20 protein-coding genes and 1 tRNA gene are annotated in these 24877 nt (G+C 70.6%); 1 reads left to right on the top strand and 20 read right to left on the bottom strand.

The window, feature by feature from the left end; genetic code table 11:
• Positions 1-534: 534 nt before the first annotated feature.
• The 3 genes from rpsA to R0146_RS10350 form a co-directional block, all read right to left on the bottom strand.
• On the bottom strand, positions 535-1992 hold the full coding sequence (rpsA, locus tag R0146_RS10360; protein ID WP_317689357.1) for a 30S ribosomal protein S1: 1458 nt from the start codon (positions 1990-1992) through the stop codon (positions 535-537).
• Between the two features lie 305 nt (positions 1993-2297).
• A complete protein-coding gene (gene polA, locus R0146_RS10355; RefSeq protein ID WP_317689354.1) occupies positions 2298-5030 on the bottom strand; it encodes a DNA polymerase I in 2733 nt (910 codons plus the stop codon).
• A gap of 31 nt (positions 5031-5061) precedes the next feature.
• The gene (locus R0146_RS10350) at positions 5062-5688 is read right to left on the bottom strand and encodes an ANTAR domain-containing response regulator (RefSeq protein ID WP_317692380.1); all 627 of its coding nucleotides are present in this window, start codon (positions 5686-5688) and stop codon (positions 5062-5064) included.
• A gap of 465 nt (positions 5689-6153) precedes the next feature.
• Here R0146_RS10350 and R0146_RS10345 point away from each other — a divergent pair.
• Positions 6154-6241, top strand: a tRNA-Leu gene (locus tag R0146_RS10345).
• Positions 6242-6299: 58 nt separating this feature from the next.
• Here R0146_RS10345 and pyk read toward each other — a convergent pair.
• The 17 genes from pyk to R0146_RS10260 form a co-directional block, all read right to left on the bottom strand.
• Entirely contained in the window at positions 6300-7712 is a 1413-nt protein-coding gene (pyk, locus tag R0146_RS10340; protein WP_317689352.1) for a pyruvate kinase, read from the bottom strand.
• Between the two features lie 157 nt (positions 7713-7869).
• Positions 7870-8793: an RluA family pseudouridine synthase gene (locus R0146_RS10335; RefSeq protein ID WP_317689349.1), complete on the bottom strand. Its 924-nt coding sequence runs from the start codon at positions 8791-8793 to the stop codon at positions 7870-7872.
• Positions 8790-9335: a signal peptidase II gene (gene lspA, locus R0146_RS10330; protein ID WP_317689348.1), complete on the bottom strand. Its 546-nt coding sequence runs from the start codon at positions 9333-9335 to the stop codon at positions 8790-8792. The genes R0146_RS10335 and lspA overlap by 4 nt, the downstream gene beginning before the upstream one ends.
• Positions 9335-9787: a TraR/DksA family transcriptional regulator gene (locus tag R0146_RS10325; RefSeq protein WP_317689347.1), complete on the bottom strand. Its 453-nt coding sequence runs from the start codon at positions 9785-9787 to the stop codon at positions 9335-9337. The genes lspA and R0146_RS10325 overlap by 1 nt, the downstream gene beginning before the upstream one ends.
• A gap of 211 nt (positions 9788-9998) precedes the next feature.
• Positions 9999-10937, bottom strand: coding sequence for a DivIVA domain-containing protein (locus tag R0146_RS10320; RefSeq protein WP_317689345.1), 939 nt, complete (start codon positions 10935-10937; stop codon positions 9999-10001).
• 292 nt (positions 10938-11229) lie between these two features.
• Entirely contained in the window at positions 11230-11529 is a 300-nt protein-coding gene (locus R0146_RS10315) for a YggT family protein (protein WP_317689343.1), read from the bottom strand.
• Positions 11530-11555: 26 nt separating this feature from the next.
• Positions 11556-12185, bottom strand: coding sequence for a cell division protein SepF (locus R0146_RS10310; RefSeq protein WP_317689340.1), 630 nt, complete (start codon positions 12183-12185; stop codon positions 11556-11558).
• Between the two features lie 149 nt (positions 12186-12334).
• Positions 12335-13078 (bottom strand): purine nucleoside phosphorylase YfiH/LACC1 family protein, encoded by a 744-nt coding sequence (locus R0146_RS10305; RefSeq protein WP_317689338.1) that lies wholly within the window; start codon positions 13076-13078, stop codon positions 12335-12337.
• Positions 13079-13088: 10 nt separating this feature from the next.
• A complete protein-coding gene (gene ftsZ / locus R0146_RS10300) occupies positions 13089-14270 on the bottom strand; it encodes a cell division protein FtsZ (RefSeq protein WP_317689334.1) in 1182 nt (393 codons plus the stop codon).
• Positions 14271-14528: 258 nt separating this feature from the next.
• Positions 14529-15314, bottom strand: a complete 786-nt coding sequence (locus R0146_RS10295) for a cell division protein FtsQ/DivIB (protein ID WP_317689332.1) — start codon at positions 15312-15314, stop codon at positions 14529-14531.
• Positions 15314-16723 carry a UDP-N-acetylmuramate--L-alanine ligase gene (murC, locus tag R0146_RS10290; protein ID WP_317689330.1) on the bottom strand — a complete coding sequence of 470 codons (1410 nt, stop codon included), beginning with the start codon at positions 16721-16723 and terminating at the stop codon, positions 15314-15316. Before murC ends, R0146_RS10295 begins: the two co-directional genes overlap by 1 nt.
• On the bottom strand, positions 16720-17814 hold the full coding sequence (gene murG, locus R0146_RS10285) for an undecaprenyldiphospho-muramoylpentapeptide beta-N-acetylglucosaminyltransferase (protein WP_317689328.1): 1095 nt from the start codon (positions 17812-17814) through the stop codon (positions 16720-16722). The genes murC and murG overlap by 4 nt, the downstream gene beginning before the upstream one ends.
• A complete protein-coding gene (gene ftsW, locus R0146_RS10280) occupies positions 17811-19181 on the bottom strand; it encodes a putative lipid II flippase FtsW (RefSeq protein WP_317689326.1) in 1371 nt (456 codons plus the stop codon). Before ftsW ends, murG begins: the two co-directional genes overlap by 4 nt.
• 56 nt (positions 19182-19237) lie before the next feature.
• Positions 19238-20695, bottom strand: coding sequence for a UDP-N-acetylmuramoyl-L-alanine--D-glutamate ligase (gene murD, locus R0146_RS10275; protein ID WP_411567138.1), 1458 nt, complete (start codon positions 20693-20695; stop codon positions 19238-19240).
• The gene (mraY, locus tag R0146_RS10270; protein WP_317689324.1) at positions 20692-21786 is read right to left on the bottom strand and encodes a phospho-N-acetylmuramoyl-pentapeptide-transferase; all 1095 of its coding nucleotides are present in this window, start codon (positions 21784-21786) and stop codon (positions 20692-20694) included. The genes murD and mraY overlap by 4 nt, the downstream gene beginning before the upstream one ends.
• Positions 21783-23258 carry a UDP-N-acetylmuramoyl-tripeptide--D-alanyl-D-alanine ligase gene (locus tag R0146_RS10265; RefSeq protein ID WP_317689321.1) on the bottom strand — a complete coding sequence of 492 codons (1476 nt, stop codon included), beginning with the start codon at positions 23256-23258 and terminating at the stop codon, positions 21783-21785. The genes mraY and R0146_RS10265 overlap by 4 nt, the downstream gene beginning before the upstream one ends.
• Before the next feature lie 2 nt (positions 23259-23260).
• Entirely contained in the window at positions 23261-24775 is a 1515-nt protein-coding gene (locus R0146_RS10260; protein WP_317692378.1) for a UDP-N-acetylmuramoyl-L-alanyl-D-glutamate--2,6-diaminopimelate ligase, read from the bottom strand.
• Positions 24776-24877: the final 102 nt, after the last annotated feature.

Here is a 24877-nt window from a genome sequence, read left to right as displayed (position 1 = left end):
CTGACAACGGCCGCCGCCGACCTGTGGGCGCAGCGGATGGGACGCACCTGAGGGCTGGCCGCACCGTCACGACCCCCGGGCCACTGGCCTCCCCCAAGCCCGGGCGGTGCCTCAGACGCGGGTGGCACCAGACGCAGCACTGACACCCGGGACCGTGCCGACACCAGACACAGTGCTGACACCACCGTGCTGACACCACCGTGCCGACACCAGACACAGTGCCGACACCACACACAGTGCCGACACCACTCACGGCGGTGCCCTCAGACGCCTTCGCAGACCTCTACAGCTCGCCCGTGCAGAGGTGTCTGTCATTCAGCAGGAACCCACGGGCGGAGTGAAGAGCTGAGCGTTTGTGTCTGAGGCCGGTGCCGTGGGGCACCCCCACAGGAGCGCAGCGGTTCTCTGGGGACGACGAAGGCCCCCGCCCAAGGCGGGGGCCTTCGTCGATCATGCACACCACTCAGCCGTGGACCCGATCGGTGTCACGCGGTGACCCGGTCGAGCCGGGACCGTACGAGCCGGACCGTACGCTCAGTGCGAGCCGGTCAGCTTGTCGCGCAGGGCCTGCAGGGCCTCGTCGGAGGCCAGTGAACCCTCGGCGGGCTCGTCGGACTCCGGGACGGCGCTGGAGTACGAGGTGCCCGAATCCACCGCAGCGGTGGCCTCGGCCTTCTCGGCCTCGACGACCTGCTGCTTGTGCAGCTCCCAGCGGCGCTGGGCCTCGGCGTACTGCGACTCCCACGCGGCCCGCTGCTCCTCGAAGCCCGGCTTCCAGTCGTTGGTCTCCGGATCGAAGCCCTCGGGGTAGATGTAGTTGCCCTGGTCGTCGTACGAGGCGGCCATGCCGTAGAGCGTCGGGTCGAAGTCCTCGGCGTTGATGTCGATGCTCTCGTTGGCCTGCTTGAGGGACAGCGAGATGCGGCGACGCTCGAGGTCGATGTCGATGATCTTGACCATGACCTTGTCGTTGACCGACACGACCTGCTCGGGGATGTCGACGTGGCGCTCGGCCAGCTCCGACACGTGCACCAGGCCCTCGATGCCCTCCTCGACGCGGACGAACGCACCGAACGGGACGAGCTTGGTGACCTTGCCGGGGACGATCTGGCCGATCTGGTGCAGACGGGCGAACGCCTGCCACGGATCCTCCTGGGTCGCCTTCAGCGACAGGGAGACACGCTCGCGGTCCATGTCGACGTCCAGGACCTCGACGGTGACCTCCTGGCCCACCTCGACGACCTCGGACGGGTGGTCGATGTGCTTCCAGGAGAGCTCGGAAACGTGCACCAGGCCGTCGACGCCGCCGAGATCGACGAACGCGCCGAAGTTGACGATCGAGGACACGACACCCTTGCGGATCTGGCCCTTCTGGAGCTGGTTGAGGAAGTTGTGGCGGACCTCGGACTGGGTCTGCTCGAGCCAGGCGCGACGGGACAGGACCACGTTGTTGCGGTTCTTGTCCAGTTCGATGATCTTCGCCTCGAGCTCCTGGCCGACGTACGGCTGGAGGTCACGGACACGACGCATCTCGACCAGCGACGCGGGCAGGAAGCCACGCAGGCCGATGTCGACGATCAGGCCACCCTTGACGACCTCGATCACCCGACCGGTGACCACGCCGTCCTCTTCCTTGATCTGCTCGATCGTGCCCCATGCGCGCTCGTACTGAGCCCGCTTCTTGGACAGGATGAGCCGACCCTCCTTGTCCTCCTTCTGCTGGACGAGAGCCTCGATCTCGTCGCCGACCTGGACGACCTCGAACGGGTCCACGTCGTGCTTGATGGAGAGTTCCTTGGAGGGGATAACACCCTCGGTCTTGTAACCGATGTCGAGGAGGACCTCGTCACGGTCGACCTTGACCACGGTGCCGGTGACGATGTCACCGTCGTTGAAGTACTTGATAGTGCCGTCGACTGCCTGAGCGAACTCGTCTGCGGAAGCAAAGTCGTCGACAGCGACCTGAGGCGTAGCCTCAAGGGAGGAGGTCATGTAGTAGGGCTCCGGTGTGGATGGTGATGCGTCACGCTGGCGGCCCTGTTCACACCGGGCCAGCGATCAACTCAACAAACGTGGACATCTTCTGTCGGTCAAACCCAGGAACCCCGTACGAGCGCGTCCCACTCCGTCCGAAGACACGCAGGCCACAACGCGAGACAAGGTTACCTCGGGGGTCTCCGGGAGGTCAATCCGCCCCCTCCCGTCCACGCGATGCGGTGCCGGGAGGTGTCACGGTGCCGGGAGGCGTGAGCCGACGTGGCCCTCCGCCCCGCACTGCACCGCGACCTCGAGCGCGGCTAGTGCGCAGCCTCGTGCCAGGACCGGCCGCTGCCGACCGAGACGTCGAGCGGCACGGCGAGATCCATCGCCGACCCCATCGCCTCGCGGACCAGCGCCTCCACCCGGTCCTGCTCCCCCGGCGCCACCTCGAACATCAGTTCGTCGTGGATCTGCAGCAGCATCCGGGACGCCAGGCCCGCCTCCCGCAGCCGGGCGTCGACCCGGAGCATGGCCAGTTTGATGATGTCGGCCGCGGATCCCTGGATCGGCGCGTTCAGGGCCATCCGCTCGGCCATCTCGCGGCGCTGCCGGTTGGAGCTGGTCAGGTCGGGCAGATAGCGGCGGCGACCGAGCAGGGTGGCGGTGTAGCCGGACCGGCGGGCCTCGTCGACGACGCCGGTGAGGTACTGGTGCACCTCGCCGAAGATGGCGAAGTAGTCCGCCATCAGTTCCTTGGCCTCGGCGACCGGGACGCGCAGCTGGTTGGACAGCCCAAACGCGGACAGGCCGTACGCCAAGCCGTAGTTCATCGCCTTGATCTTGGCGCGCTGGGCGCCGGTCACCTCGTCGGCGGGGACACCGAACACATGCGAGGCGGTCACCGCGTGGAAGTCCCGCCCCGACCGGAAGGCCTCGATCAGCGCGTCGTCGCCCGAGACGTGGGCCATGATCCGCATCTCGATCTGCGAGTAGTCAGCGGTCAGCAGGCAGTCGTACCCGTCGCCGACGACGAACGCCTCACGGATCCGCCGGCCCTCCTCGGTACGGACCGGAATGTTCTGCAGGTTGGGGTCGGTGCTCGACAGTCGTCCGGTCGCCGCCACGGTCTGCAGGAAGGTGGTGTGGATCCGCCCGTCGTCGGCCACTGCCTTCTGCAGACCCTCCACGGTCTGGCGCAGCCGGATCGCGTCGCGGTGCTCGAGCAGGTGGGCGAGGAACGGGTGGTCGGTCTGTTCGTAGAGGGTCTGCAGCGCCTCGGCATCGGTGGTGTAGCCGGTCCGGGTACGTCGCGTCTTCGGCATCTTGAGATCGTCGAACAGCACCGCCTGCAGCTGCTTGGGCGACCCCAGGTTGACCTCGTGACCCAGCACCTCGTACGCCTCGTCGGCCGCCCGCCGGACGCGGGCGTCGAAGTCGCCGTGCAGTCCGTCGAGCAGGCCGGTGTCCAGGGCGACGCCGGTGCGCTCCATCCCGGCGAGCACCCGCATCAGCGGCAGTTCGACGTCATGCAGCAGGCCGGTCGCCTGGTGGCTGTCCAGGTCCTCCTCCAGCGCCCCGGCCAGCCGGCGGACCGCCTCGGCCCGGATCCGCGCCTGGTGCCCGGCCGAGTCGGTCTCGTCGCCCAGGTCCAGGGCCAGCTGTGCCGGCGCCTGGCCGGCCTCGTCGACGACGAGCTCGGTGTGCAGCGATCGACTGACCAGATCAGCGAGATCGTACGTCCGCTGGTCGGGCCGCAGCAGGTAGGCGGCCAGTGCGGTGTCCGACCAGAGACCCTCGGGCGCCCAGCCCCGCGCCCAGCAGGCCAGCAGCGGGCCCTTGCCGTCGTGGATCACCTTGTGCCGGGCCGGATCGGCGAACCAGTCGGCCAGCGCCCGTTCGTCCTGCGGCGACAGCTCGGTGGGATCGACCGTCACCGCGTGCCCGTCGGCTCCGGCCACGGACAGCGAAACGATGTCCCCGGTGCCGGCGCTCCACCGGCCGGTCACGTCGAGACCGCTCGGACCGTCCGCGGTGTGGGCGGCCAGCCAGTCGCCCAGCGTCCCCGCGGCGGGCGTGTCGTCGGCCACGTCGAGGGTCGCGGGACGGTCTGCGGCGGCCGCGTCCTCAGCAGGCAGCAGGTCGAAGAGCCGGTCGCGGAGCACCCGGAACTCGAGCTGGTCGAACAGCTGATGCACCGCCTCACGGTCGACGGCGTGGCGCTCCAGATCGGCCGGAGTGACATCGATCTCGACATCGCGGATCAGCCGGTTGAGGTCACGGTTGCGTCGTACGTCGGCCAGGTGGTCGCGCAGATTGTCCCCGGCCTTGCCCTTCACCTCGGTGACCCGGGCCAACAGGTTCTCCAGGCCGTCGTACTGGCTGAGCCACTTGGCGGCGGTCTTCGGTCCGACCCCCGGCACGCCCGGGAGATTGTCCGAGGACTCCCCCACCAGCGCGGCCAGCTCCGGGTAGCGCCCAGGGGTGACCAGGTACTTCTCCTCGACCCCGGCCGGGTCGAGATCGAGCAGGTCCGAGACGCCCTTGCGGGGGTAGAGGACGTGTACCCGGTCGGTGACCAGCTGGAAACTGTCCCGGTCACCGGTGCAGACGCGGACGTCCATCCCGTCCCGCTCGGCCCGGGTGGCGAGGGTGGCGAGCAGGTCGTCCGCCTCGAAGCCGTCCTTCTCCAGGTGCGGGACGCGCATGGCGTCGAGCACTTCTTTGATCAGCTCGACCTGACCGCGGAACTCCGTCGGAGAAGCGTTGCGGGTGGCCTTGTAGTCCTCGTACGCCTCGGTGCGGAAGCTGTGCCGGGAGACGTCGAAGGCGACACCGAGATGGGTGGGCTGCCAGTCGCGCAGCAGATTGATCAGCATCGAGGTGAATCCGAAGACGGCGTTCGTCGCCTGGCCGGTGCTGGTGGAGAAGTTCTGCACCGGCAGCGCGAAGAACGCCCGGTAGGCGACGGAGTGACCGTCGATCAGCAAGAGCTTCGGCCGGTCGTCCTCGGTCGTCGTCGCAGGGATGCTGGGTGCTGTCGTGGTGGCCACGCGGCGACTTTACCCGTGGCCACCGGCAGCGCTACTGATTCTTCGGCTTCTTGGCGTGGGAGATGATGCCCTCGGCCACCTCACGCATCGGCCGGCGCAGGTCCATCGCGGTCTTCTGGATCCACCGGAAGGCCTCCTGCTCGGTCATCCCCATGCCGGTCTGCAGCAGGCCCTTGGCCTGGTCGACGGCCTTGCGGGACGCCAGCCGCTCCTCCAGGTCCTCGACCTCGGCCTCGACCGCACGGATCTCCTGGAACCGGGCCAGCGCGATCTCGATCGCCGGCACCACGTCGGAGGCCTCGAACGGCTTGACGACGTACGCCATCGCGCCCGCCTCCCGGGCCCGCTCCACCAGCTCGCGCTGGCTGAAGGCGGTGAGCATGACCACCGGCGCGATCCGCTCGCCGGCGATGATCGTGGCGGCCGAGATGCCGTCCATCCGCGGCATCTGTACGTCCATCACCACCAGGTCGGGCTGCAGCTCGCGGGCCTTCTCGACCGCCGCCTGGCCGTCGCCGACCTCGGCGACCACGTCGTAGCCCTCGTCGCGGAGCAGCTCGACCAGGTCGAGACGGATCAGCGCCTCGTCCTCGGCCACCACCACACGGGTCTTCGAGGCCCCTTCGCTTCCGGCGGCAGTGGACGCCGCGGCGATCAGGTCCTCGACCGAGAGGGCGGTGGTCTCCGTCACCTCGGCCGCAGCAGGCACGGACGCCGGCTCGCTGACGGGTTCGGCCGGCTCGCTGACGGGTTCAGCCGGCGCGGGCGTCGCCGGGGCCTCAGGAACCGTCTCGGTCACCGCGGCAACGGTCTTCTTGGCCGCCGCCTTGCGAGTGGTCTTCTTCGCCGGAGCTGCCGGCGCGGCCTCCTCAGCGACGGTCGCCTTCTTGGTCGCGGTCTTCTTGGTGGCGGTCTTCTTCGCGGCGCCCTTCGTGGCCGCGGCCTTCTTGACCGGTGTCTTCTTCGCAGCCGCCGGTGCCGTCTCCCCGGCAGCCGCGGCGACGTCCTCCTCGCCGTCGAGGGGGGTGTTATCGCTTGTCGTCATCGTGAAATCACCTGTCATGAGGCTCCGGCGCGGACGCCGGAGCGGTTCGAGTGGATCCGGTATAGTGATCCTTCGTGCGCCGGGGTGGCGGAATGGTAGACGCGGACGGCTCAAACCCGTCTGTCCCTCACAGGACGTAGGGGTTCGACTCCCCTTCCCGGCACCACCGGACGCGGGGCCTCGGCCCCGCGTCCGTCTTCATCTTCCTACACGCCGCCGGGTTCCTACACGCTGCCGATCTTGTGGACCCGCAGCGAGTTCGTCCGGCCGGGTCGCCCGGCCGGCGTACCGGCGACGATGACGACACGCTCGCCGTCCTGCACCAGGCCCTGTTCCTTCAGGGTCCGGTCGACCAACCGGACCATGTCGTCGGTGGCCTCGACCGTCGCGGTGAGCACCGTGCGGAGCCCCCACGACAGCGTCAGTTCACGCTGCGTCTTGAGCAGCGGGGAGAACGCGACGATCGGGATCCGCGGCCGCAGCCGCGCCATCCGGCGAGCAGTGTCACCCGACTGGGTGAAGGCCACCAGGTAGGCGGCGCCGACCCGCTCCGCCACGTCGACCGCTGCCTTGGAGATCACGCCACCGGTGGTGTGCGGGTCCCAGTCGATGGAGGAGATCTGTTCCATCCCGTGGACCTCGGTGGAGTCGACGATCTTCGCCATCGTGCCCACGGTCTCGACCGGATACTTGCCGACCGACGTCTCGCCGGACAGCATCACGGCGTCGGCGCCGTCCAGGATGGCGTTGGCGACGTCGGAGGCCTCAGCCCGGGTCGGGCGCGGGTTGCCGATCATCGACTCCAGCATCTGGGTGGCGACGATCACCGGCTTCGCCCAGCGGCGGGCCTTGGTGATGATCTCCTTCTGCACCAGCGGCACCTCCTCCAGCGGGAGCTCCACGCCGAGGTCACCACGGGCGACCATGAACGCGTCGAAGGCGTCGATGATGTCGTCGAGGTTCTCGATCGCCTGCGGCTTCTCCAGCTTGGCGATCACCGGGACCGTACGCCCCTCCTCGGCCATCACCTGGCGGACCAGATCGACGTCGGCGGCGGTGCGGACGAACGACAGCGCGATCATGTCGAAGCCGTTGTGCAGCGCCCACCGCAGGTCGTTGGCGTCCTTCTCGCTCATCGCCGGCACGGAGACGGACGCACCGGGCAGGTTGAAGCCCTTGTGGTCGGAGACCGGGCCGCCGACGATGACGGTGCAGATCACGTCGGTGTCGGTGACCTCCTTGGCCACCATCAGGATCTTGCCGTCGTCGACCAGGATCTGGTCACCCGAGTGGACGTCGTTGGGCAGACCCGGGTGGGTGCAGCTGACGATGTGCTCGTCGCCGGGGACGTCCCGGGTGGTGACGATGAACTCCTGGCCGGCCGTCAGGGTGACGGTGCCGTGGGCGAAGGTCCCGAGGCGGATCTTCGGCCCCTGCAGATCGGCGAGCAGGCCGATCGGCCGCTCCGCCCGGGCCTCCGCCTCGCGGAGGTTCTTGAGCCTCTCCTCGTGCTCCGGATAGGAGCCGTGGCTCATGTTGAAGCGGGCGATGTCCATGCCCGCCGTGATCATCTCGAAGAGCCGGTCGGCGTCGGAGGATGCCGGGCCCAAAGTACACACGATCTTTGCTCTACGCACGGTCCGACCTTATCGGAGCCGCCTGAACACCGGCAGACCGGGCCGTCATTTGTCCGATGCTGCACCAAATCCCGAGGGATGCTGCGCCCCGCCGGTACAGCCTGCGCCCCGCCGGTACAGCCTGCGCCCCGCCGGTACGGCCTGGCCCCGGGCGTTGTCAGTCCCGGGCCACGACCTCCAGTGCCTGCGCCAGGTCGGCGGGATAGGGCGAACTGAACTCGACGTACTCCCCCCGGGTCGGATGGGTGAACCCCAACCGCACCGCGTGCAGCCACTGCCGGTCGAGCCCGGTGCGGGCGGCCAGCACCGGATCACTGCCGTAGAGCGGGTCGCCGACGCACGGATGGTGGATCGCGGCCATGTGGACGCGGATCTGGTGGGTCCGCCCGGTCTCCAGGTGGATGGTGAGCAGCGTCGACCCCGGAAACGCCTCCAGCGTCTCGTAGTGGGTCACGCTGGGTCGTCCGCCGGCGACCACCGCCATCTTCCACTCGTGGCCGGGATGGCGCCCGATCGGCGCCTCGATCGTCCCCGAGAACGGGTCCGGGTGTCCCTGCACCAGGGCGTGGTAGGTCTTGTCGACCGTACGGTCCCGGAAGGCCTGTTTGAGCACGGTGTAGGCGATCTCGCTCTTGGCCACCACCATCAGTCCGGTGGTGCCCACGTCGAGGCGCTGGACGATGCCCTGGCGCTCGGGCGAGCCCGAGGTGGAGATCCGGAAGCCGGCCGCCGCCAGGTGCTCCACCACCGACGGCCCGTCCCAGCCGAGCGAAGGATGGGCGGCGACACCGGCCGGCTTGTCGACGACGACGATGTCGCGGTCGTCATGCACGATCCGCATGCCCTCGACCGTCCGCGGGATCACCCGGACACCGGGATCCTCGTCCGGCAGGTCGATCTCGAGCATCGCCCCACCCCGTACCCGGTCGGACTTCGCGACCGCGTCGCCGTCGAGACGTACCGCCCCCTCGGCGATCAGGTCGCTGACGTAGCTGCGCGACAGGCCGAGCATCCGCGCAGCGGCGGCGTCGACCCGGTCACCCTCGAGGCCGTCCGGCACCAGCAGCACCCGTGACCTCATGCGGTGACCTTCGCGTCGTCCCGGTCGTACGCCCGGCCGGTCGGGCCCCGATGCCCGAAGAAGCTGAGCGCGATGATGACCGCGGCGGCGGCGACGATCATCATGTCGGCCACGTTGAAGATCGGCCAGTGCGGCAGCATCAGGAAGTCGACCACATGACCGCGGAACGCGGCCGGGGGGCGCACCACCCGGTCGACAAGGTTGCCCGCGACGCCCGCACCGAGCAGGCCGAACGCCACCGCCCAGCCCCAGTGCCGGACCCGCGGCAGCACGACCACCAGCAGCCCGACCAGCACCAGGCTGGCCAGCAGCGCGAAGACCCAGGTGGCCCCCTCGCCGAGGCTGAACGCGGCCCCCGAGTTACGGATCAGGTAGAGCTGTAGCAGACGCCCCACCAGCGGCACCGGCCGCTCCGGGACGAGGGCGGCGACCGCGGCCTGCTTGGCCACCTGGTCGAGGACGACCCCGACCACAGCGACCCCGAGCAGGATGGTCCGGGCGCGCCACGGCGTGACGACCCCGGTGTGCGTCGGCTGCGGCACTATCGCCGCTCCTCCCGCTCCTTGCAGGGCTTGCAGAGCGTCGCCCGCGGGATGATCTGCAGCCGGCCCTTGCCGATCGGCTGGCCGCAGTTCTCACAGCGACCGTACGAGCCGCGCTTGATGGCCGCCAACGCGCGCTCCGACTGGTCGAGCAACTCCTCGGAGTTGCGGACCAACGACATCTCGTGGTCCCGCTCGAAGTTCGCGGAGCCGACATCGGCGGGGTCCCTGCCGGTCACGTCGGAACCGTCGCGGATGCCGACCAGCTCCGCCTGGGTCTGTTCGATGATCTGTCGCTGGCGCTTGATGTCGGACACCAGTTCGTCGACCACCTCCTGGAGCTCTTCGAGGGTCCAGGGGTCCTCGTCCGGCTCCACAGGGAAGGCAGCGGGATCGAGGGCATCGCGCCAGGCCATGTCATCAGCCGGCAGCGCTGCGTCAGTGGTGGGCATAGTAAGGTCTCGTCTCTTTCCGTACGAACTCGTGGGCCGAGAGTACACGAAGGGCCCCGCAGCTGCGGGGCCCTCCGTGGCGTGTCATCGTCGTGGCGTGTCACCAGTACCGTCTCCGACAGCCGTCACCAGCATCATCTCCGATGGCCGTCACCAGTACCGTCTCCGACGGCCGGAGCGTACGCCCGAGTGATGCTGACCGCGCGACCGTCTACTTGCCGCCCATCAGCGCGTCGAGGCGCGGGGTGGCGGAGCTGGGCTGGCTCATCGGCTGGCGCGGATCGTGGCTCTGGGCCAGGATCGGCCGGCTGCCCCCCTCGAACGAGGTGCTCTCCAGCGCGGCCAGCTGCTTGCGCAGGTGGTCGGTGAAGCTGGCGCGGAACTGGCTCTCGTGGGACCGCAGCTCGGCGACGTTGCGCTGCAGCTGATCCCGCTCGTCCTCCAGACCGCTGAACAGCTCGGCACGACGCATGTTGACCTCGTTGTCGAGGTTGTTCGCGCGGTTCTGGGCATCGGCGAACAGCCGCTCGGCGTTGATCCGCGCCTCGGACTCGGTCCGGTCGGCGCGGGTCTGGGCGTCGGTGCTGATCTCGTGTGCCTGGCGGTTGGCGATGTCGACCGTCTCGTTCGCCTGCCGGTTGGCCGAGGCGACGGTGTCGTTGGCCTGGCGGTTGGCGGTGTCGATCGTGTCGGCGGCCTGACGGTTGGCGCTCTCGATCGTGCTGTGCGCCTCGGCCTCGGCCTCGGTGACCAGGCGCTCGGCCTGCTCGGTCGCCATCTGGACCAGGCGGACCACGGCGGGGCTGGCCTCGGCCGACGTGGTGACCACGATCCGCTCGACGCCACCCTGGATCAGCGGGGCCGGCGCGATCGGAGCGGGGATCGGCGTCGGGGCCATCATCGGCGCCGGCGCGGGCACCTCCACCACCGGCTGGAACTGCGACGTGGCCTGCTGGGCCTCGGCGGCGTTCTCGGCCGCCAGCTGGAGCGCCTCGACCTGACGCCGCAGCATCTCGTTCTCTTCCACCAGCTTCGCGAAGGACGCCTCCACCCGATCGACGAAGAGGTCGACGTCGGTCACCTCGTAGCCAGCACGCCGAGCCATGTGGAACTTTGTGTTGCGCACTTCGTCAAGCGTCAGTGTGGTCATACGTTCACCTCGAAATCGTCCAGTGGACCGGATGTCCAACGGAAAGCATTGGCCCGCCTCGGCGCGGCTACTGCGGTCGGCCCAAAAGCCTACCCCAACAGGTAGCGTCCGTCTGTACGTGGCTACCGTATTCAGCCCCGGCGCGGGCCGCAACCGGACCGGCGAAAACCCTCACGCATCACCTGAAGGTTATTGACCTGAGGCCGTCCTGGCGTGCCGTTCCTGCCGGTCGACGGCCCGAGAGGTCGGCCGTCCGGATGTCTGCGGTCCACACGTCGGCGGTGCGGGAAGGTCAGGCGGCGATCAGGAAGGCGGCGTTCAGCCGCATCAGCAGCCAGACCACGAAATAGAGCACCAGGAAGGACACGTCGAAGGCCATGGCGCCCATCCGGACCGGGCGGATGAACCGGCCCAACCACTTCAGCGGCGGATCGGTGACGCTGTAGGTGGTCTCGGCGACCACCAGGACGAGGCCCTTCGGGCGCCACTGCGGGACCAGCAGGGGCACCCAGGACAGGATCATCCGGACGAACAGCATCGCCATGAAGAGCCACAGCACGGCGTAGATGACGAGACCGACAGTGGTCAGCATGGGGTTCCGATCAGCAGAGTGAGTGGTCAGCTCTGATTGTAGAAGCCCTCCGCAATACGCTGCTTGTCCTCGGTCGTCACCCGCACGTTGTGCGGTGAGAGCAGGAACACACCGTTGTCGACCTTCTCGATGGAACCGTTCAGCCCGAAGATCAGGCCGGACGCGAAGTCCACCACCCGCCGGGCGTGGTCGTGCTCCATGAAGGACAGGTTGATGATCACCGGGAAGCCGTCGCGGAAGTTCTCCCCGATGCTGCGGGCCTCGTTGAACGTCTTCGGGGTGATGAAGATGATCCGGTTGATGTCGGCCGTACGGGACGGCTCCACCGGTCGCTCGCGGTACTGCTCCGGCTCGTCCGGATGCACCGGGGCCGACACGACGGCGGGCGTACGCCCCTGCGGACCACGTGCCGGGACCATCTCGGTGACCTCCGTGTGCTCTGGGGACGGCTCGTCGACGTCGTCCATGTCCTGGTGGTAGAGCTCCTCGTACGCCCCGCTGTCCTCGTACGTCTCGGACTCGTCGCCGTAGTCGTCACCGAGCACCCGCTCGTCGCCGCGGTCGTGGGCGAGCTCATCGTCGTAGTCGTCGTAGCGATCGGTCTCCCGAGGGCCGAGGCCGATCCACTCGCTGGCGCGCTTCACCCACTGAGCCATCCGAGATCCTTCCTCCGAGTCGTCCGCTGCGGGGTGCACCGGGCGTGCACGGCATCCGATCGATCAGTGTCGTCCGATCATTCAAGGACGATACCGTGCGACTCCGATCCCCCGGGGAACCCGACGGCGACACGCCCGCCCGCGGCCCGTCAGGCGATCCAGACCAGCCCGAGCTGGCGACCGGCCGCCGCGCCGTCGCGACGATGACTGTGCAGCGAGGAGGCGGTCAGGGTGCACGGGCCGACGTACGCCACCGAGACGCCGGCGGCCCGCAGCTGGGCCCGCACCCCGGCGGTGAGATCGATCGCCGGAGTCCCCCAGCGAGTGGTGCCCCGGGTCTGCGGCACCTGCGCGGCGGCCGCCTCGGCCATCTCCGCCGGCACCTCGTAGCACTCACCGTGGATGTGCGGGCCGACCCACGCGGTCAGCTCCCGTGCACCCAGCCGGTGCATCGCCTCGACGGTGGCTGCGACGATCCCACTGAGCACCCCGGCCCGGCCGGCATGTGCCGCCCCGATCACCCGCGCCTGCGGATCGGCCAACACGACCGGGACGCAGTCCGCGGCGCGCACCGCCAGTGCCGTCCTCCGCAGTCCCGGTCCGGCGACGAGGGCGTCGCCCTCCGGCTGGGCATCCTCCCGCCAGCCGGCCAGGAAGTCCTCGTCGACGACGTGCACCGCGGCGGAGTGCACCTGGTGCAGGGTCACCACCCGGTCCAGGTCGGCGTCGGTGCGGATCCGGCGCAAGTTCTCCGCACGTGCCGCCGGCCCGCCGTCGAGGGCGCCGAAGCTGAGCGATCCGGACGCCGGGGTGACTCCGCCGTCACGGTCGGTGAAGCCGACGCCGATCCCGTACGCCGGCCCGCTGCCGGGGCGCTTGAGGAAGTCCCACACGGACCGACGGTCAGCCCAGGAAGTCGGGCAGGTCGATGTCGGCGAGGTCGTTCTGCGGCGCCGACGGGGAGGGGCCGAAGCCGTTGCGGGCCTCGCCGCGGGCCGGTGCGGGGGCGGGCGCCGCCGGCTGGGAGCGCTCCGGGGCAGGGCTCGGCCGGTCCGGTCGGGCGGCGGGCTGGGGGGTGACCGGACGCGCGGACTCCTGAGTCCGGCGGGTCACGCCCTGCTCGCGCTTCGGCGGCTCTCCCCCGTCGAAGCCGGCGGCGATGACGGTGACCCGCACCTCGTCGCCGAGGGAGTCGTCGATGATCGTGCCGAAGATGATGTTCGCGTCGTCCGCAGCGGACTGCTCGATCAGGTCGGCGGCCGCCGAGACCTCGAACAGGCCCAGGTCGGAGCCGCCGGCGATGGACAACAGCACGCCGTGGGCGCCGTCGACGCTGGCCTCCAGCAGCGGGGAGGAGACGGCCATCTCGGCGGCGATCCGGGCCCGGTCCTCACCGCGGGCCATCCCGATGCCCATCAGCGCGGAACCGGCGTTCGCCATCACCGACTTCACGTCGGCGAAGTCGAGGTTGATCAGGCCCGGGGTGGTGATCAGGTTGGTGATGCCCGACACGCCCTGGTAGAGCACGGTGTCGGCCTGGCGGAACGCATCGAGGATGGCGACCTGCTGGTCGGTCATGTCCAGCAGCTTGTCGTTCGGGATGGTGATGAGGGTGTCGACCTCTTCGCGCAGCGTCGCGATGCCGTCCTCGGCCTGACGGCTACGCCGCTTGCCCTCGAACTTGAACGGCTTGGTGACCACCCCGATGGTCAGTGCGCCGAGAGCGCGGGCGACCCTGGCGACGACCGGTGCACCACCGGTCCCGGTGCCGCCGCCCTCACCGGCGGTCACGAAGACCATGTCGGCGCCCTTCAGCGCCTCCTCGATCTCGTCGGCGTGGTCCTCGGCGGCCTGACGACCCTTGTCCGGGTCAGCGCCGGCACCGAGTCCGCGGGTCAGCTCACGGCCGATGTCGAGCTTGACATCGGCGTCACTCATCAGCAGTGCTTGGGCATCCGTGTTGATGGCGATGAACTCGACTCCCTGGAGCCCGGCCTCCATCATCCGGTTGACGGCGTTGACACCGCCGCCGCCGACACCGACGACCTTGATCACGGCCAAGTAGTTCTGGGATGCACTCGCCACGGGGTTCCCGCCTCGCTTCTGATATTGGACTCCAACAGGTCTCCCGGTGAGGGGAAGCCCGACGCGCCCTCGGAGGATGGGCCGGACACCGTTCACCTGTCCGAGCTCTGGGGCGCGCTGCCACCCCAGGCTGCTGTTCAGGCTAGGAGGATCGCAGCAGCAAAGTCCACAAGGCCCCTGTCGACTCGCCGAGAGTCTCAACCTCAACTCTAGGAATGTCCGCCGTTGTCGCGCCGCGAACGACCGTCCCCGTCGAGGTCAGCGGGTGGCCGGGAAGGCCGGCGCGGAGACGTCGTACACCTTCGCCCCGCTCGCCTGCTTGAGCAGCGCGTCGAGCACCTGACCCTTGAGCTCGGCGTCCTCCGGGCCGCCCCAGACGACCGTCCGGCCCTTGTCGAGACCGAGGGTCACCGCCGCCGGCGAGTCGGCCCGCACCGTACGCACCTGGTTGCGGATCGCCGGGGGCAGCGTCGCGACGACGCGACCCACCGCGGCGGTGACGGTCGGGTCGTCCGCCCGACCGTCGGCCTGCAGGACGCCCTTGGGCGCGGTCGACACCTGGGCGTACGCCTGGCCGTCCGCGTCGACCAGGAGGAAGGTGCCGTCCACCGGGAAGACGACCGTCGGGGTGCGTTCGGTGATCACCAGAGTGATCGTGCCGGGCCAGGAGCGTACGACGGAGACGTCGCGCACCGGCGCGAGGGTGCGGACCCGCGCGGCGATCGCGGCGGTGTCCTGCCGGGCGAGGGAGACGCCGGTCGGCACCGCGGCGGTGCGGACGACCTGCTCGCGGGTGAGCAGCGCGGTGCCGCGGACGTCCACCGTCTGGGTGGCGAACAGCGGCGAGAACGCGGCCACCCACACCCCAGCGGCCACCAGCACACTGAGCACCAGGCCGACCGCCAGCCGGCGCCGCTGCCGTCGGACGGCCCGCTCGCGGCGCAGCCGGATCGGCCCGGTCAGATCGGCGACACCGTCCCGCCGATCCGCCCCACGACCGCGATCCGCGCGGGCCCCGGAGCGGTCGGCCGGGCCCCGCGCCATCACCGTCCCGAGCCGGTCAGCGTACGGAGCAGGTCCGGGCCCACCGTGGTGACATCGCCGGCCCCGATGGTCAACACCAGGTCGCCGGGCCGGGCCAGTCCGGCGAGGGTCTCGGCCGCTTCCCGGTGGGAGTGCACCGGGTGCACCCGTCCGGCGCCCAGTGCCTCGGCCGTCACGTCCCCGATCAGGGCGGTGGTCACCCCGGGCATCGGGTCCTCACGGGCGCCGTAGATGTCCATCAGCACGACCTCATCGGCGGCGGCCAGTGCCCGGCCGAACGCCGGAGCGAAGTCGCGGGTGCGGGAGTAGAGGTGCGGCTGGAAGCAGGCCACCACCCGTCCCGTCCCGACGGCGTCCCGGGCGGCGGCCAGCACAGCGTCGATCTCGGTCGGGTGGTGGGCGTAGTCATCCACCACCCGGATGCCGTCGACCGTCCCGACCTGCTCAAAACGGCGATGGGCTCCCCGGAAGTCGGCCAGCGCCGTCGCGGCCGCCGCCGGGTCGATCCCCAGGGCAGTCGTCGCCACGAGCGCCGCGGTGGCATTCGCCAGGTTGTGCAGGCCGGGGACGCCGAGCGACACCCGGACCGCGCCGCCCGGCAGCCCGACGACGCCGCGGACACCGCCGGCGTCGTGAGTGACCTCAGTGATCCGGACATCGGCGTCCGCCACGCTGCCGTACGTCAGGTGAGGGTGGCCGGCCAGCGCGGCGGCCAGGGCCACCCCGCCGGGCCCGTCGACGTTGACCACGGCCAGCTCGGTCGCGCCGGCCGCGAACCGGACGAACCCGTCGGCGTACGCCTCGGGGGTGCCCCAATTGTCCAGGTGGTCGGCCTCGACGTTGGTGACCACACAGATCCGGGCCGGGTACTGCAGGAACGACCCGTCCGACTCGTCGGCCTCGACCACGAACGGCGCATCGGAGGCGCCGAGACGGGAGCTCTCCCCGGTGGCCAGCGGTGCACCGACGACGTAGCCGCCGTCCGCACCGGTGGCGACGAGCAGGTGCGCGATCATCGCCGAGGTGGTCGTCTTGCCGTGCGTCCCACCGACGGCGACGCCGGGACGGCCCATCATCAGCGCGGCGAGAGCGGCACTGCGGTGCCAGACTCTCAGACCGCGGCGGCGTGCTTCGGCCAGCTCGGGGTTGTCCTCCTTGACCGCCGAGGAGACCACCACGGTGCGGGCCTGTCCGAGCTGGTCCGGGTCGTGGCCGAGATAGGTCCGTACGCCATGGCCGCGCAGCATCTCCAGGTTGGCCGAGTCGACCCGGTCCGAGCCGGTGACGACCAACCCGAGGTCGGCGTACAGCGCGGCGATGCCGGACATCCCGGCGCCGCCGACGGCGATGAAGTGGACCGGACCGAGCTCGCGGGGGTCGGCCAGCTCAACGGGCGTCACCAGACTCATCGGCGCGCCGCCTCAAGGATCATGTCGCACAGCAGGTCGGCGGCGTTGCCGGGCAGCATGCCTCGCCCGGCCGCCCGCATCCGGGCCAGCCGCTCCGGGTCGGTGACCAGCGGCCCGACCAGGTCCACCAGGGCGTCGCCGGTGCACCGCTCGTCCGGCAGTCGGATGGCGCCGCCGGCCGCCACCAGGGCGTCGGCGTTGCGGGCCTGTTCACCGTTGCCGTGCGGCAGCGGCACGAGCACCGACGGCAGCCCCACCGCGATCGTCTCCATCACGGTGCCGGCACCGGACCGGCCGATCATCAGGTCGGCCACCGCGTACGCCTTCTCCATCGCGTCGACGTACGCCACCGGGCGGTAGGACGCGCCGGTCGCCTCGTCGACGACCGGGACCATGTCGTCGCGGAAGTTCCTCGGCCCCAGCACGTGCAGCACCTGGATCCCGCGGGCGATCAGCTCGGGGTAGGCACCGGCGATCGCCGTGTTGATGCTGCGGGCCCCCTGCGACCCGCCGCTGACCAAGACCGTCGGCAGCCCCGTCTCCAGCCCGAACTCGACCCGGGCCGCCCGGGCCACCGTCTCCCGGTCGAGCTCGGTGATCTCACTGCGCAGCGGCATCCCGATCACCCGCGCATGGCGCAGCGGGGTGCCGGGGAAGGTCACCGCGATCCGGTCGGTCAGCCGGGTGGCGACCTTGTTCGCCAGCCCCGGGATCGCGTTCTGCTCGTGGACGACGATCGGGATCTTCAGCTCGCGGGCGGCCAGATAGGCCGGCATCGACACGTAGCCGCCGAATCCGACCAGGACGTCGGCCCGGTGGCCGGTGAGGATCCGGCGGGCCTGGTTCACCGCACGCCGCAGCCGGTAGGGCACCTTGACCAGATCGGTGGTCAGCCGCCGCGGCAGTGGCACCGGATCGATCAGTTCGAGATCGAGCCCTGCGGCCGGCACCACCCTGGACTCCAGGCCCTTCGGGGTCCCGATGGCCACCAGCGACACGCCCGGCTCACGCTCGCGCAGACGATGCGCGGTGGCGATCAGCGGCGAGGTGTGGCCGGCGGTGCCACCTCCGGCGAGCACGACACTGGTCATCTGGTTCTTCCCGTTCCCTTCTGACGACGTCCTCCGGACGCCGCGGTGCCGCGTCCCTCGGTCCTGCTCCTACGTTCCGCACTCGATCCGGTGGCACCGTCGACCGGGCCGCCCCGGCCGTCGACCACCGCACTGACCCGGCCGATGTTGTGCTGGTGCGCCCGGGCGCGGGCCCTCCGCTCGCGTTCGGCGATGGCGCCCGGTTCGGTCCGGGCGCACGACATCAGCAGGCCCACCGCCATCAGCGTAGCGACCACCGCCGTCCCTCCCGCCGAGATGAACGGCAGCGGCACCCCCATCACCGGCCAGACCCGCAGCACGACGGAGATGTTGACGAAGGCCTGGAAGAGGATCCAGCCGGTGGCGCCGGCCGCCAGGAATCGCTGGTAGGGGCGGACCGACCGGCGCATGATCCGGATGCCGGCCCAGCCCAGCATGGCGAAGAGGGCGACCACCGACAGGGTGCCCCACAGCCCGAGTTCCTCACCGATCACGGCGAGGATGTAGTCGGTGTGCGCCTCCGGCAGGCCACCCCACTTCTGCACACTGCCGCCGAGTCCGTGCCCCCACCAGCCGCCGGAGGCGAGGGCGTACGTCCCCATCATCGCCTGGTAGTTGGCGTCGGTGATGCCCGAGGGTGGCCGGAGGAAGGCGACCATCCGCATCACCCGGTAGGGCGTGGTGACGATCAGGATGCCGACGGCCACCGCGGCGGTGCCGCCGATGCCGAGGAAGATCTGCAGGGGGACGCCGGCCACCCACAGCACTGTGCCGACGATGGCCGCCATCACCACCGAGGACCCGAGGTCGCCCTGCAGCACGGTGAGTGCGATCAGTAGCCCGGAGACGCTGAGGTAGGGCAGGATCCGGCGCAGCTGGTCCAGCTCACGGTCGTGGTCGGCGAGGAACAGCGCCCCCCACCAGACGATGGCCAGTTTGGCGAACTCCGACGGCTGGCCCTGGATCGGCCCGATCACCAGCCAGTTCCGGTTGCCGTTGACGGTCATCCCCAGCGGGGTGAAGGTGAGCAACAGGCCGGTGAAACTGGCCAGCACGAGCAGCACCGAGATCCGGCGGATCCGCTCCGGTGGCAGTACCGCGAGCAGCACCGCGGACATCACCCCGGCGATGACGAACCCCTCCTGGCGCAGGAAGATCGTGTACGAGTTGCCGTTGTAGCGGGTGTACGACAGCACGCTGGATGCGGACAGCACCATCATCGTGCCCATGAAGAGAAGCAGGGCCACCGAGGTGAGCAGCAGCGCCTGGCTCGCCCGCGGGTGGTCGAGCCAGCCACGCACGGTGGCCGTGGTGTCGGCGACCCAGCCCCGGGTGCCGTCGGCCAGATTGCGTGTCTCGAAGGCCATGCCCTGTCGTCCTCCTCGTCGTGCCGGTCACCTGGTGGTCACGGCCCGACAATTGGTCAGGCCTGGCCCAATCCCCGTGCCGCGCGGGCGAAATCGTCGCCGCGGGCCGCGTAGTCCGGCCACATGTCCCGGCTGGCACATCCGGGTGCCAGCAGGACCGTGTCGCCGGGCCTGGCCATCCGCGCGGCGGCGGCCACGACCTGAGCCATGACCTCAGTGTCCGTCGAATCGAAGACTTCCACCGGAACGTCGGGCGCGTGTCGGCGCAGCGCCTCGGCGATCACCTCGCGGTCGATGCCGAGCAGCACCACCCCGCGCAACCGTCCGGCCACTCCGGCGACGAGGTCGTCGAACGCCGTCCCCTTGGCCTGCCCGCCGGCGATCCAGACGACCGGGTCGAAGGCCATCAGCGAGGCGTGGGCGGCATGCGGGTTGGTCGCCTTGGAGTCGTCGACGTAGCGTACGCCGCCGCTCTCGGCCACGGTCTGGATCCGGTGGCCACCCAGGTGGAGGCCGCGCAGGCCGTCGCGTACGGCCACTGCGGGCACCCCGTAGGAACGGGCCAGGGCGGCAGCGGCCAGCGCGTTGGCCACGTTGTGCGGGGCGTACGGCTGCACGTCGGAGACCGCGGCGAGCTCCAGGGCGGAGGTCCGGCGCTGTTCCACGAAGGCCCGGTCGACGATCAGGTCATCGACGACGCCGACCATCGACGGCCCGGGGATGCCGAGGGTGAAACCGATCGCCCGGGCGCCCTCGGCGACCTCGGCGTCCTCGACCATCCGCTCGGTCTGCGGATCGGCGACGTTGTAGACGCAGGAGTGGGTGACCCGCTGGTAGATGCGGGCCTTGTCGGCGGCGTACTCGGCCATCGAGGGATACCACTCGAGGTGGTCCTCGTGGACGTTGAGGACGGCCGCCGAGTGCAGCGCGAGGCTGTTCGACCAGTGCAGTTGGAAGCTGGACAGTTCGACGGCCAGAGCGTCGTACGGCTCCGGGTCGAGCACGGTCTCCATCACCGGCTTGCCGATGTTGCCGCAGGCGACCGCCCGCAGTCCGGCGGCCTGCAGCATCGACTCCAGCATCTGGGTGGTGGTCGTCTTGCCGTTCGTGCCGGTGACGGCGAGCCAGGCGGGGGCCCGGTCGGGGTCCTGAAGACGCCAGGCCAGCTCCACCTCGCCGTAGATCGGCACGCCGCGCAGGGCGGCTTGGGCCAGCAGCGGCGTGGTGGGCCGCCAGCCCGGCGAGGTGACGACGAGGTCGACGTCGTCGGGCAGGGTCGCCGTCGAACCGGCGCCGAGCCGGACGTCCGCGCCGAGCACCTCGAGGATGGTGCCCCGTTCGACGATCTCGGTCCGGTCGGACTCGTCCAGCACCGTCACCTGCGCGCCGAACTCCAGCAGCGCGTCGGCGGCGGCGAAGCCCGAGGTGCCCAGCCCGGCGACCACGACGTGGGCCTGCGGCCAGGCCGAGAAGCGACCGGCGGTGCCGATCCAGTCGGGACGTACGCGACTCACTGGAGCCCCAATCCGGTCACCCATTGGCCGTAGAAGATGCCGATGCCGAGGGCGACGAAACAGCCGGCGATGATCCAGAAGCGGATCACGATGGTCACCTCGGACCAGCCGAGCATCTCGAAGTGGTGCTGCAACGGCGCCATCTTGAACACCCGCCGCCCGGTGCCGGTGCGCCATCTGGTGAACTTGAACCAGCTGGTCTGGATCATCACCGACAGCGTGATGATGACGAACAGGCCGCCGAGGATGACCAGCAGCAGCTCGGTGCGGCTGCAGATCGCCAGCCCGGCGAGCGCGCCGCCCAGCGACAGCGACCCGGAGTCACCCATGAAGATCTTCGCCGGCTTGGCGTTCCACCACAGGAAGCCGAAGCAGGCGCCGGCGAGAGCGACCGCGACGACCGCGAGGTCGTGCGGGTTGCGGACGTTGTAGCAGGTCGCCGAGGCGGCGCCGTCCCAGGCGCAGGACTTGTTGTACTGCCACAGGTTGATCAGCGCGTACGCCGCGAAGACCATCGTCGACGCGCCGGCGGCCAGCCCGTCGAGTCCGTCGGTGAGATTGACCGCGTTGGAGGTGCCGAGGATCAGGATCAGGAACCAGACGGCGGCCAGCACCAGCGGCAGGCCCAGCCAGGGGATGTCCCGCAGGAACGACACGAACGGAGAGGCCGGGGTGACGCCGCGCTCGTCGGGGAAGTTGAGGGCGAGCACGCCGAAGACCACCGCGACAGCGGTCTGGCCGGCCAGCTTCTGCCACGGGGTGAGGCCCAGCGACCGCTTGTTGGAGATCTTGATCCAGTCGTCGAGGAAGCCGACGATGCCGGTGCCGACGAAGAGCAGCAACACCAGCAGGGCGCTGACCGACGGCGGCTGCCAGGTGATCAGGTGGGCCAGGCCGTAGGCGAGGACGACCGCGATGATGATCACGATCCCGCCCATCGTCGGGGTGCCGCGCTTGGTGTGGTGCGAGGTCGGCCCGTCGTCACGGATGAACTGCCCGTAGCCCTTGCGCACCAGCACTCCGATGGCCGCCCGGGTGCCCAGCAGGGTCCCCACCAGGGCCATCGCACCGGCCAGCAAGATCGTCGTCACCGTACGCCTCCAGTCTCGTCACCATCCGTCGCGCCGGCGAGCTCGTCGGCCACCGTCTCCAGAGCCAGCCCGCGGGAGGCCTTCACCAGGACCACATCCGCGGCACCCAGAGGCGTCGCGGCGGCGATCAGGGCGAACTTATCAGGTGCCACCGACGCCCGGATGCCACCGTTCGCGGCGCCAGCGCCACGCACGATGTCAGCGGCGAAGTCGCCCACGGCGACCAGGTCGGTGATGCCCAGTTCGGCCGCCAGCGCACCGATCCGGCGGTGTTCCTCCGCAGCGTCCGGGCCGAGTTCACGCATGTCGCCGACCAGTGCCCAGGTCCGGGCCTGCGGGTCCCGGGCCCGCCGGGCAGCGCCGAGCCGGGCGAGGGTGCGCAGTCCGCTGGCCATCGAGTCCGGGTTGGCGTTGTAGCTGTCGTTGAGGATGACGGCGCCGTCGGCGCGCTCGTGCAACTCCATCCGCCAGCGCGACAGGGCCCGTGCACCGGACAGCGCCGCGGCGATCTGCGCACCGTCCAGGCCCAGGGCGTACGCCGCAGCGGCCGCCGCCAGCGAGTTCGGCACCTGGTGGGCACCGAGCAGGCCCAGGGCGACCGGGAATTCCCCGGTGGCGCCACGGCTCTCCAGGTGCAGGGTGAAGCGGTGCCGATCCAGCTCATCGGCCGCCACGTCGGTGGCCCAGGCCAGGATCTCGCCACCGTCGGTGGGCCGCTCCCCCACGGTGAACCGGGCGATGTGGGCACGGGTCCGGGTGGCCATCGCGCTGACCCGGGGGTCGTCCCCGTTGAGCACCGCCCAGCCGTCCTCGCCGAGCGCCTCGACGAGCTCGCCCTTGGCCCGGGCGATGACGTCCTGGGAGCCGAACTCGCCGAGGTGGGCGTGACCGACGTTGAGCACCACGCCGAGCGTGGGCGGGGTGATCGAGCAGAGGTAGGCGACGTGGCCCAGGGCGCGGGCGCCCATCTCGGTGATCAGGTAGCGGGTGGCGTCGTCGCAGCGGGTGGCGGTGAGCGGGGCGCCGATCTCGTTGTTGAACGAGCCCACCGGGGCGACGGTCGGCCCCGCGGTGCGCAGCACCTGGGCGATCAGGTCCTTGGTCGAGGTCTTGCCGGAAGAGCCGGTGACGCCCACCACCGACAGCCCCGCACTGGTGTCGACGACATGCCGGGCCAGGGCCGCCAGGGCACGCTGCGGGTCGTCGACGACCAGGCACGGCACGCCGCCCGGCACCGGCCGCTGGGTGACCGCGGCGACGGCGCCGCCGGCCGCCGCTGCGGCCACGTAGTCGTGGCCGTCGACCCGTTCGCCGGGGAAGGCGACGAACAGCGCTCCCGGGGTGGCCCGCCGGGAGTCGATCACCACGTCCGGGCCGACGAGGACGTCCTCGAGGGCGGCCCCGTCCCCGTCCGGCGGGACGAGGTGGGCTCCGATCGCGGTGGCGATCTCGGTCAGGGAACGGGGTTGCACGGTCAGTCCTCCATGGTGCGCCAAGCGGTACGGATAGCCTCGACATCGTCGAACGGGATGACGCGCTCCCCGACGATCTGGCCCTGTTCGTGGCCCTTGCCGAGCACGGCGACGGTGTCGTCCGGTCCGGCGAGCCGCAGTGCGATGGTGATGGCGTCGGCGCGGTCGCCACCGTCGATGACCTCGACGGTGCGGGCGTGACCCGGACGCGCCGCGTCGACGGCCCCGGAGCGCAGCGCCTCGGTGGCACCGGCGAGGACCGCGGTGCGGATGGCCGGCGGCTGCTCGGAGCGCGGGTTGTCGTCGGTGACGATGACGAGGTCGGCCCAGGTGGCGGCGGCGGCCCCCATCGGGCCTCGCTTCTCGTGGTCGCGGTCGCCGCCGCAGCCGAGGACCGCGATCAGCCGGCCGGTGGCGCGCTGGGCGAGTGCCTCGAGCGCCGAGGCGACCGCCTGCGGGGTGTGCGCGAAGTCGACGACGGCCAGCGGCGCGGCATCGCCGAGATCGACGGTCTGCATCCGACCGGGCACCTGGGCGGTGGCCAGTCCGGGCAGCGCGGCCCGGACATCGACCCCGGTCATCGCGAGCATCGCCGCGCAGGTGACGGCGTTGCGGGCGTTGAAGAGCCCCGGCAGGCCGACCTCCAGGTCGAGCGGGCCGGCCGGGGTGCGGACCGACACCCGGGAACCGCCGGCCGGCAGTGGCTCCACCCGGTGCGCGTACCAGTCGGCCGAGGGGTCGTCGAAGCTGGTCGTCCACACCTGGTCCAGCACGCTGCGAGTCTCCCGGGCGAGCCGGGCGCCCCACTCGTCGTCGATGCTGATCACCGCGGCGCGGGTGTGCTCGGGGCGGAACAGGCTCGCCTTGGCCTGGAAATAGTCCTCCATCGTCGGATGGAAGTCGAGATGGTCGCGGCCCAGGTTGGTGAAGGCGGCGACGGCGAAGGGCACCGCCTCGACCCGTTCGAAGACCATCGCGTGGGAGGACACCTCCATCGCGACCGCATCGGCGCCGGCCTCCCGCATCATCGCGAGCAGGCCGTGCAGGTCGACCGATTCCGGCGTGGTGATGGTGGTGCGGGAGGCGTCCAGGGACTGGTCACCGACCCGGAATCCGAGGGTGCCGATGGTGCCGGCCGTACGTCCGGCGGCAGTCAGGCCGGCGGCGAGCAGGACGGCGGTGGTGGTCTTGCCGTTGGTGCCGGTGATGCCGTACATCGCCAGCTGGTCGGCGGGCCGGCCGTACACCTCGGCGGCCCAGTGGGCCATCACTGTGCGGGGTCGGTCCACCACGACGAGCGGCAGGCCCTCGGCGGCCGGGTCACCGGCCCCGGTCGGGTCGGTGAGGACGACCACCGCGCCCTGGGTGAGGGCCGAGGCGGCGAATCGGATGCCGTGGGTGCGGGTGCCGGCCAAGGCGACGTACGCGTCACCGGGACGGACCTGGCGGGAGTCCAGGGTGATGCCGCCGACGACGACCTGCGGGTCGGCGTCGCGCAGCGCAGCCGGGTGTCCCAGGTCGTCGGCCAGGGCGCAGAGCGCCGCCAGCGCGGTCGGGCAGGTGGAACGAGGACGCAGCGGTCCGGTGGAGAGCGGCACAGTCAGACCGTACCCATCCGG

The organism is Raineyella sp. LH-20, from assembly GCF_033110965.1.
GTDB lineage: Bacteria > Actinomycetota > Actinomycetes > Propionibacteriales > Propionibacteriaceae > Raineyella.
This window is presented reverse-complemented; position numbering and strand designations above follow the sequence as displayed.

Coding starts and splice junctions, on each gene's coding strand:
- rpsA (WP_317689357.1), bottom strand. CDS start 1,992: ATGACCTCCTCCCTTGAGGCTACGCCTCAGGTCGCTGTCGACGACTTT.
- R0146_RS10335 (WP_317689349.1), bottom strand. CDS start 8,793: ATGAGGTCACGGGTGCTGCTGGTGCCGGACGGCCTCGAGGGTGACCGG.
- R0146_RS10325 (WP_317689347.1), bottom strand. CDS start 9,787: ATGCCCACCACTGACGCAGCGCTGCCGGCTGATGACATGGCCTGGCGC.
- R0146_RS10320 (WP_317689345.1), bottom strand. CDS start 10,937: ATGACCACACTGACGCTTGACGAAGTGCGCAACACAAAGTTCCACATG.
- R0146_RS10315 (WP_317689343.1), bottom strand. CDS start 11,529: ATGCTGACCACTGTCGGTCTCGTCATCTACGCCGTGCTGTGGCTCTTC.
- R0146_RS10310 (WP_317689340.1), bottom strand. CDS start 12,185: ATGGCTCAGTGGGTGAAGCGCGCCAGCGAGTGGATCGGCCTCGGCCCT.
- R0146_RS10295 (WP_317689332.1), bottom strand. CDS start 15,314: ATGGCGCGGGGCCCGGCCGACCGCTCCGGGGCCCGCGCGGATCGCGGT.
- murC (WP_317689330.1), bottom strand. CDS start 16,723: ATGAGTCTGGTGACGCCCGTTGAGCTGGCCGACCCCCGCGAGCTCGGT.
- murG (WP_317689328.1), bottom strand. CDS start 17,814: ATGACCAGTGTCGTGCTCGCCGGAGGTGGCACCGCCGGCCACACCTCG.
- ftsW (WP_317689326.1), bottom strand. CDS start 19,181: ATGGCCTTCGAGACACGCAATCTGGCCGACGGCACCCGGGGCTGGGTC.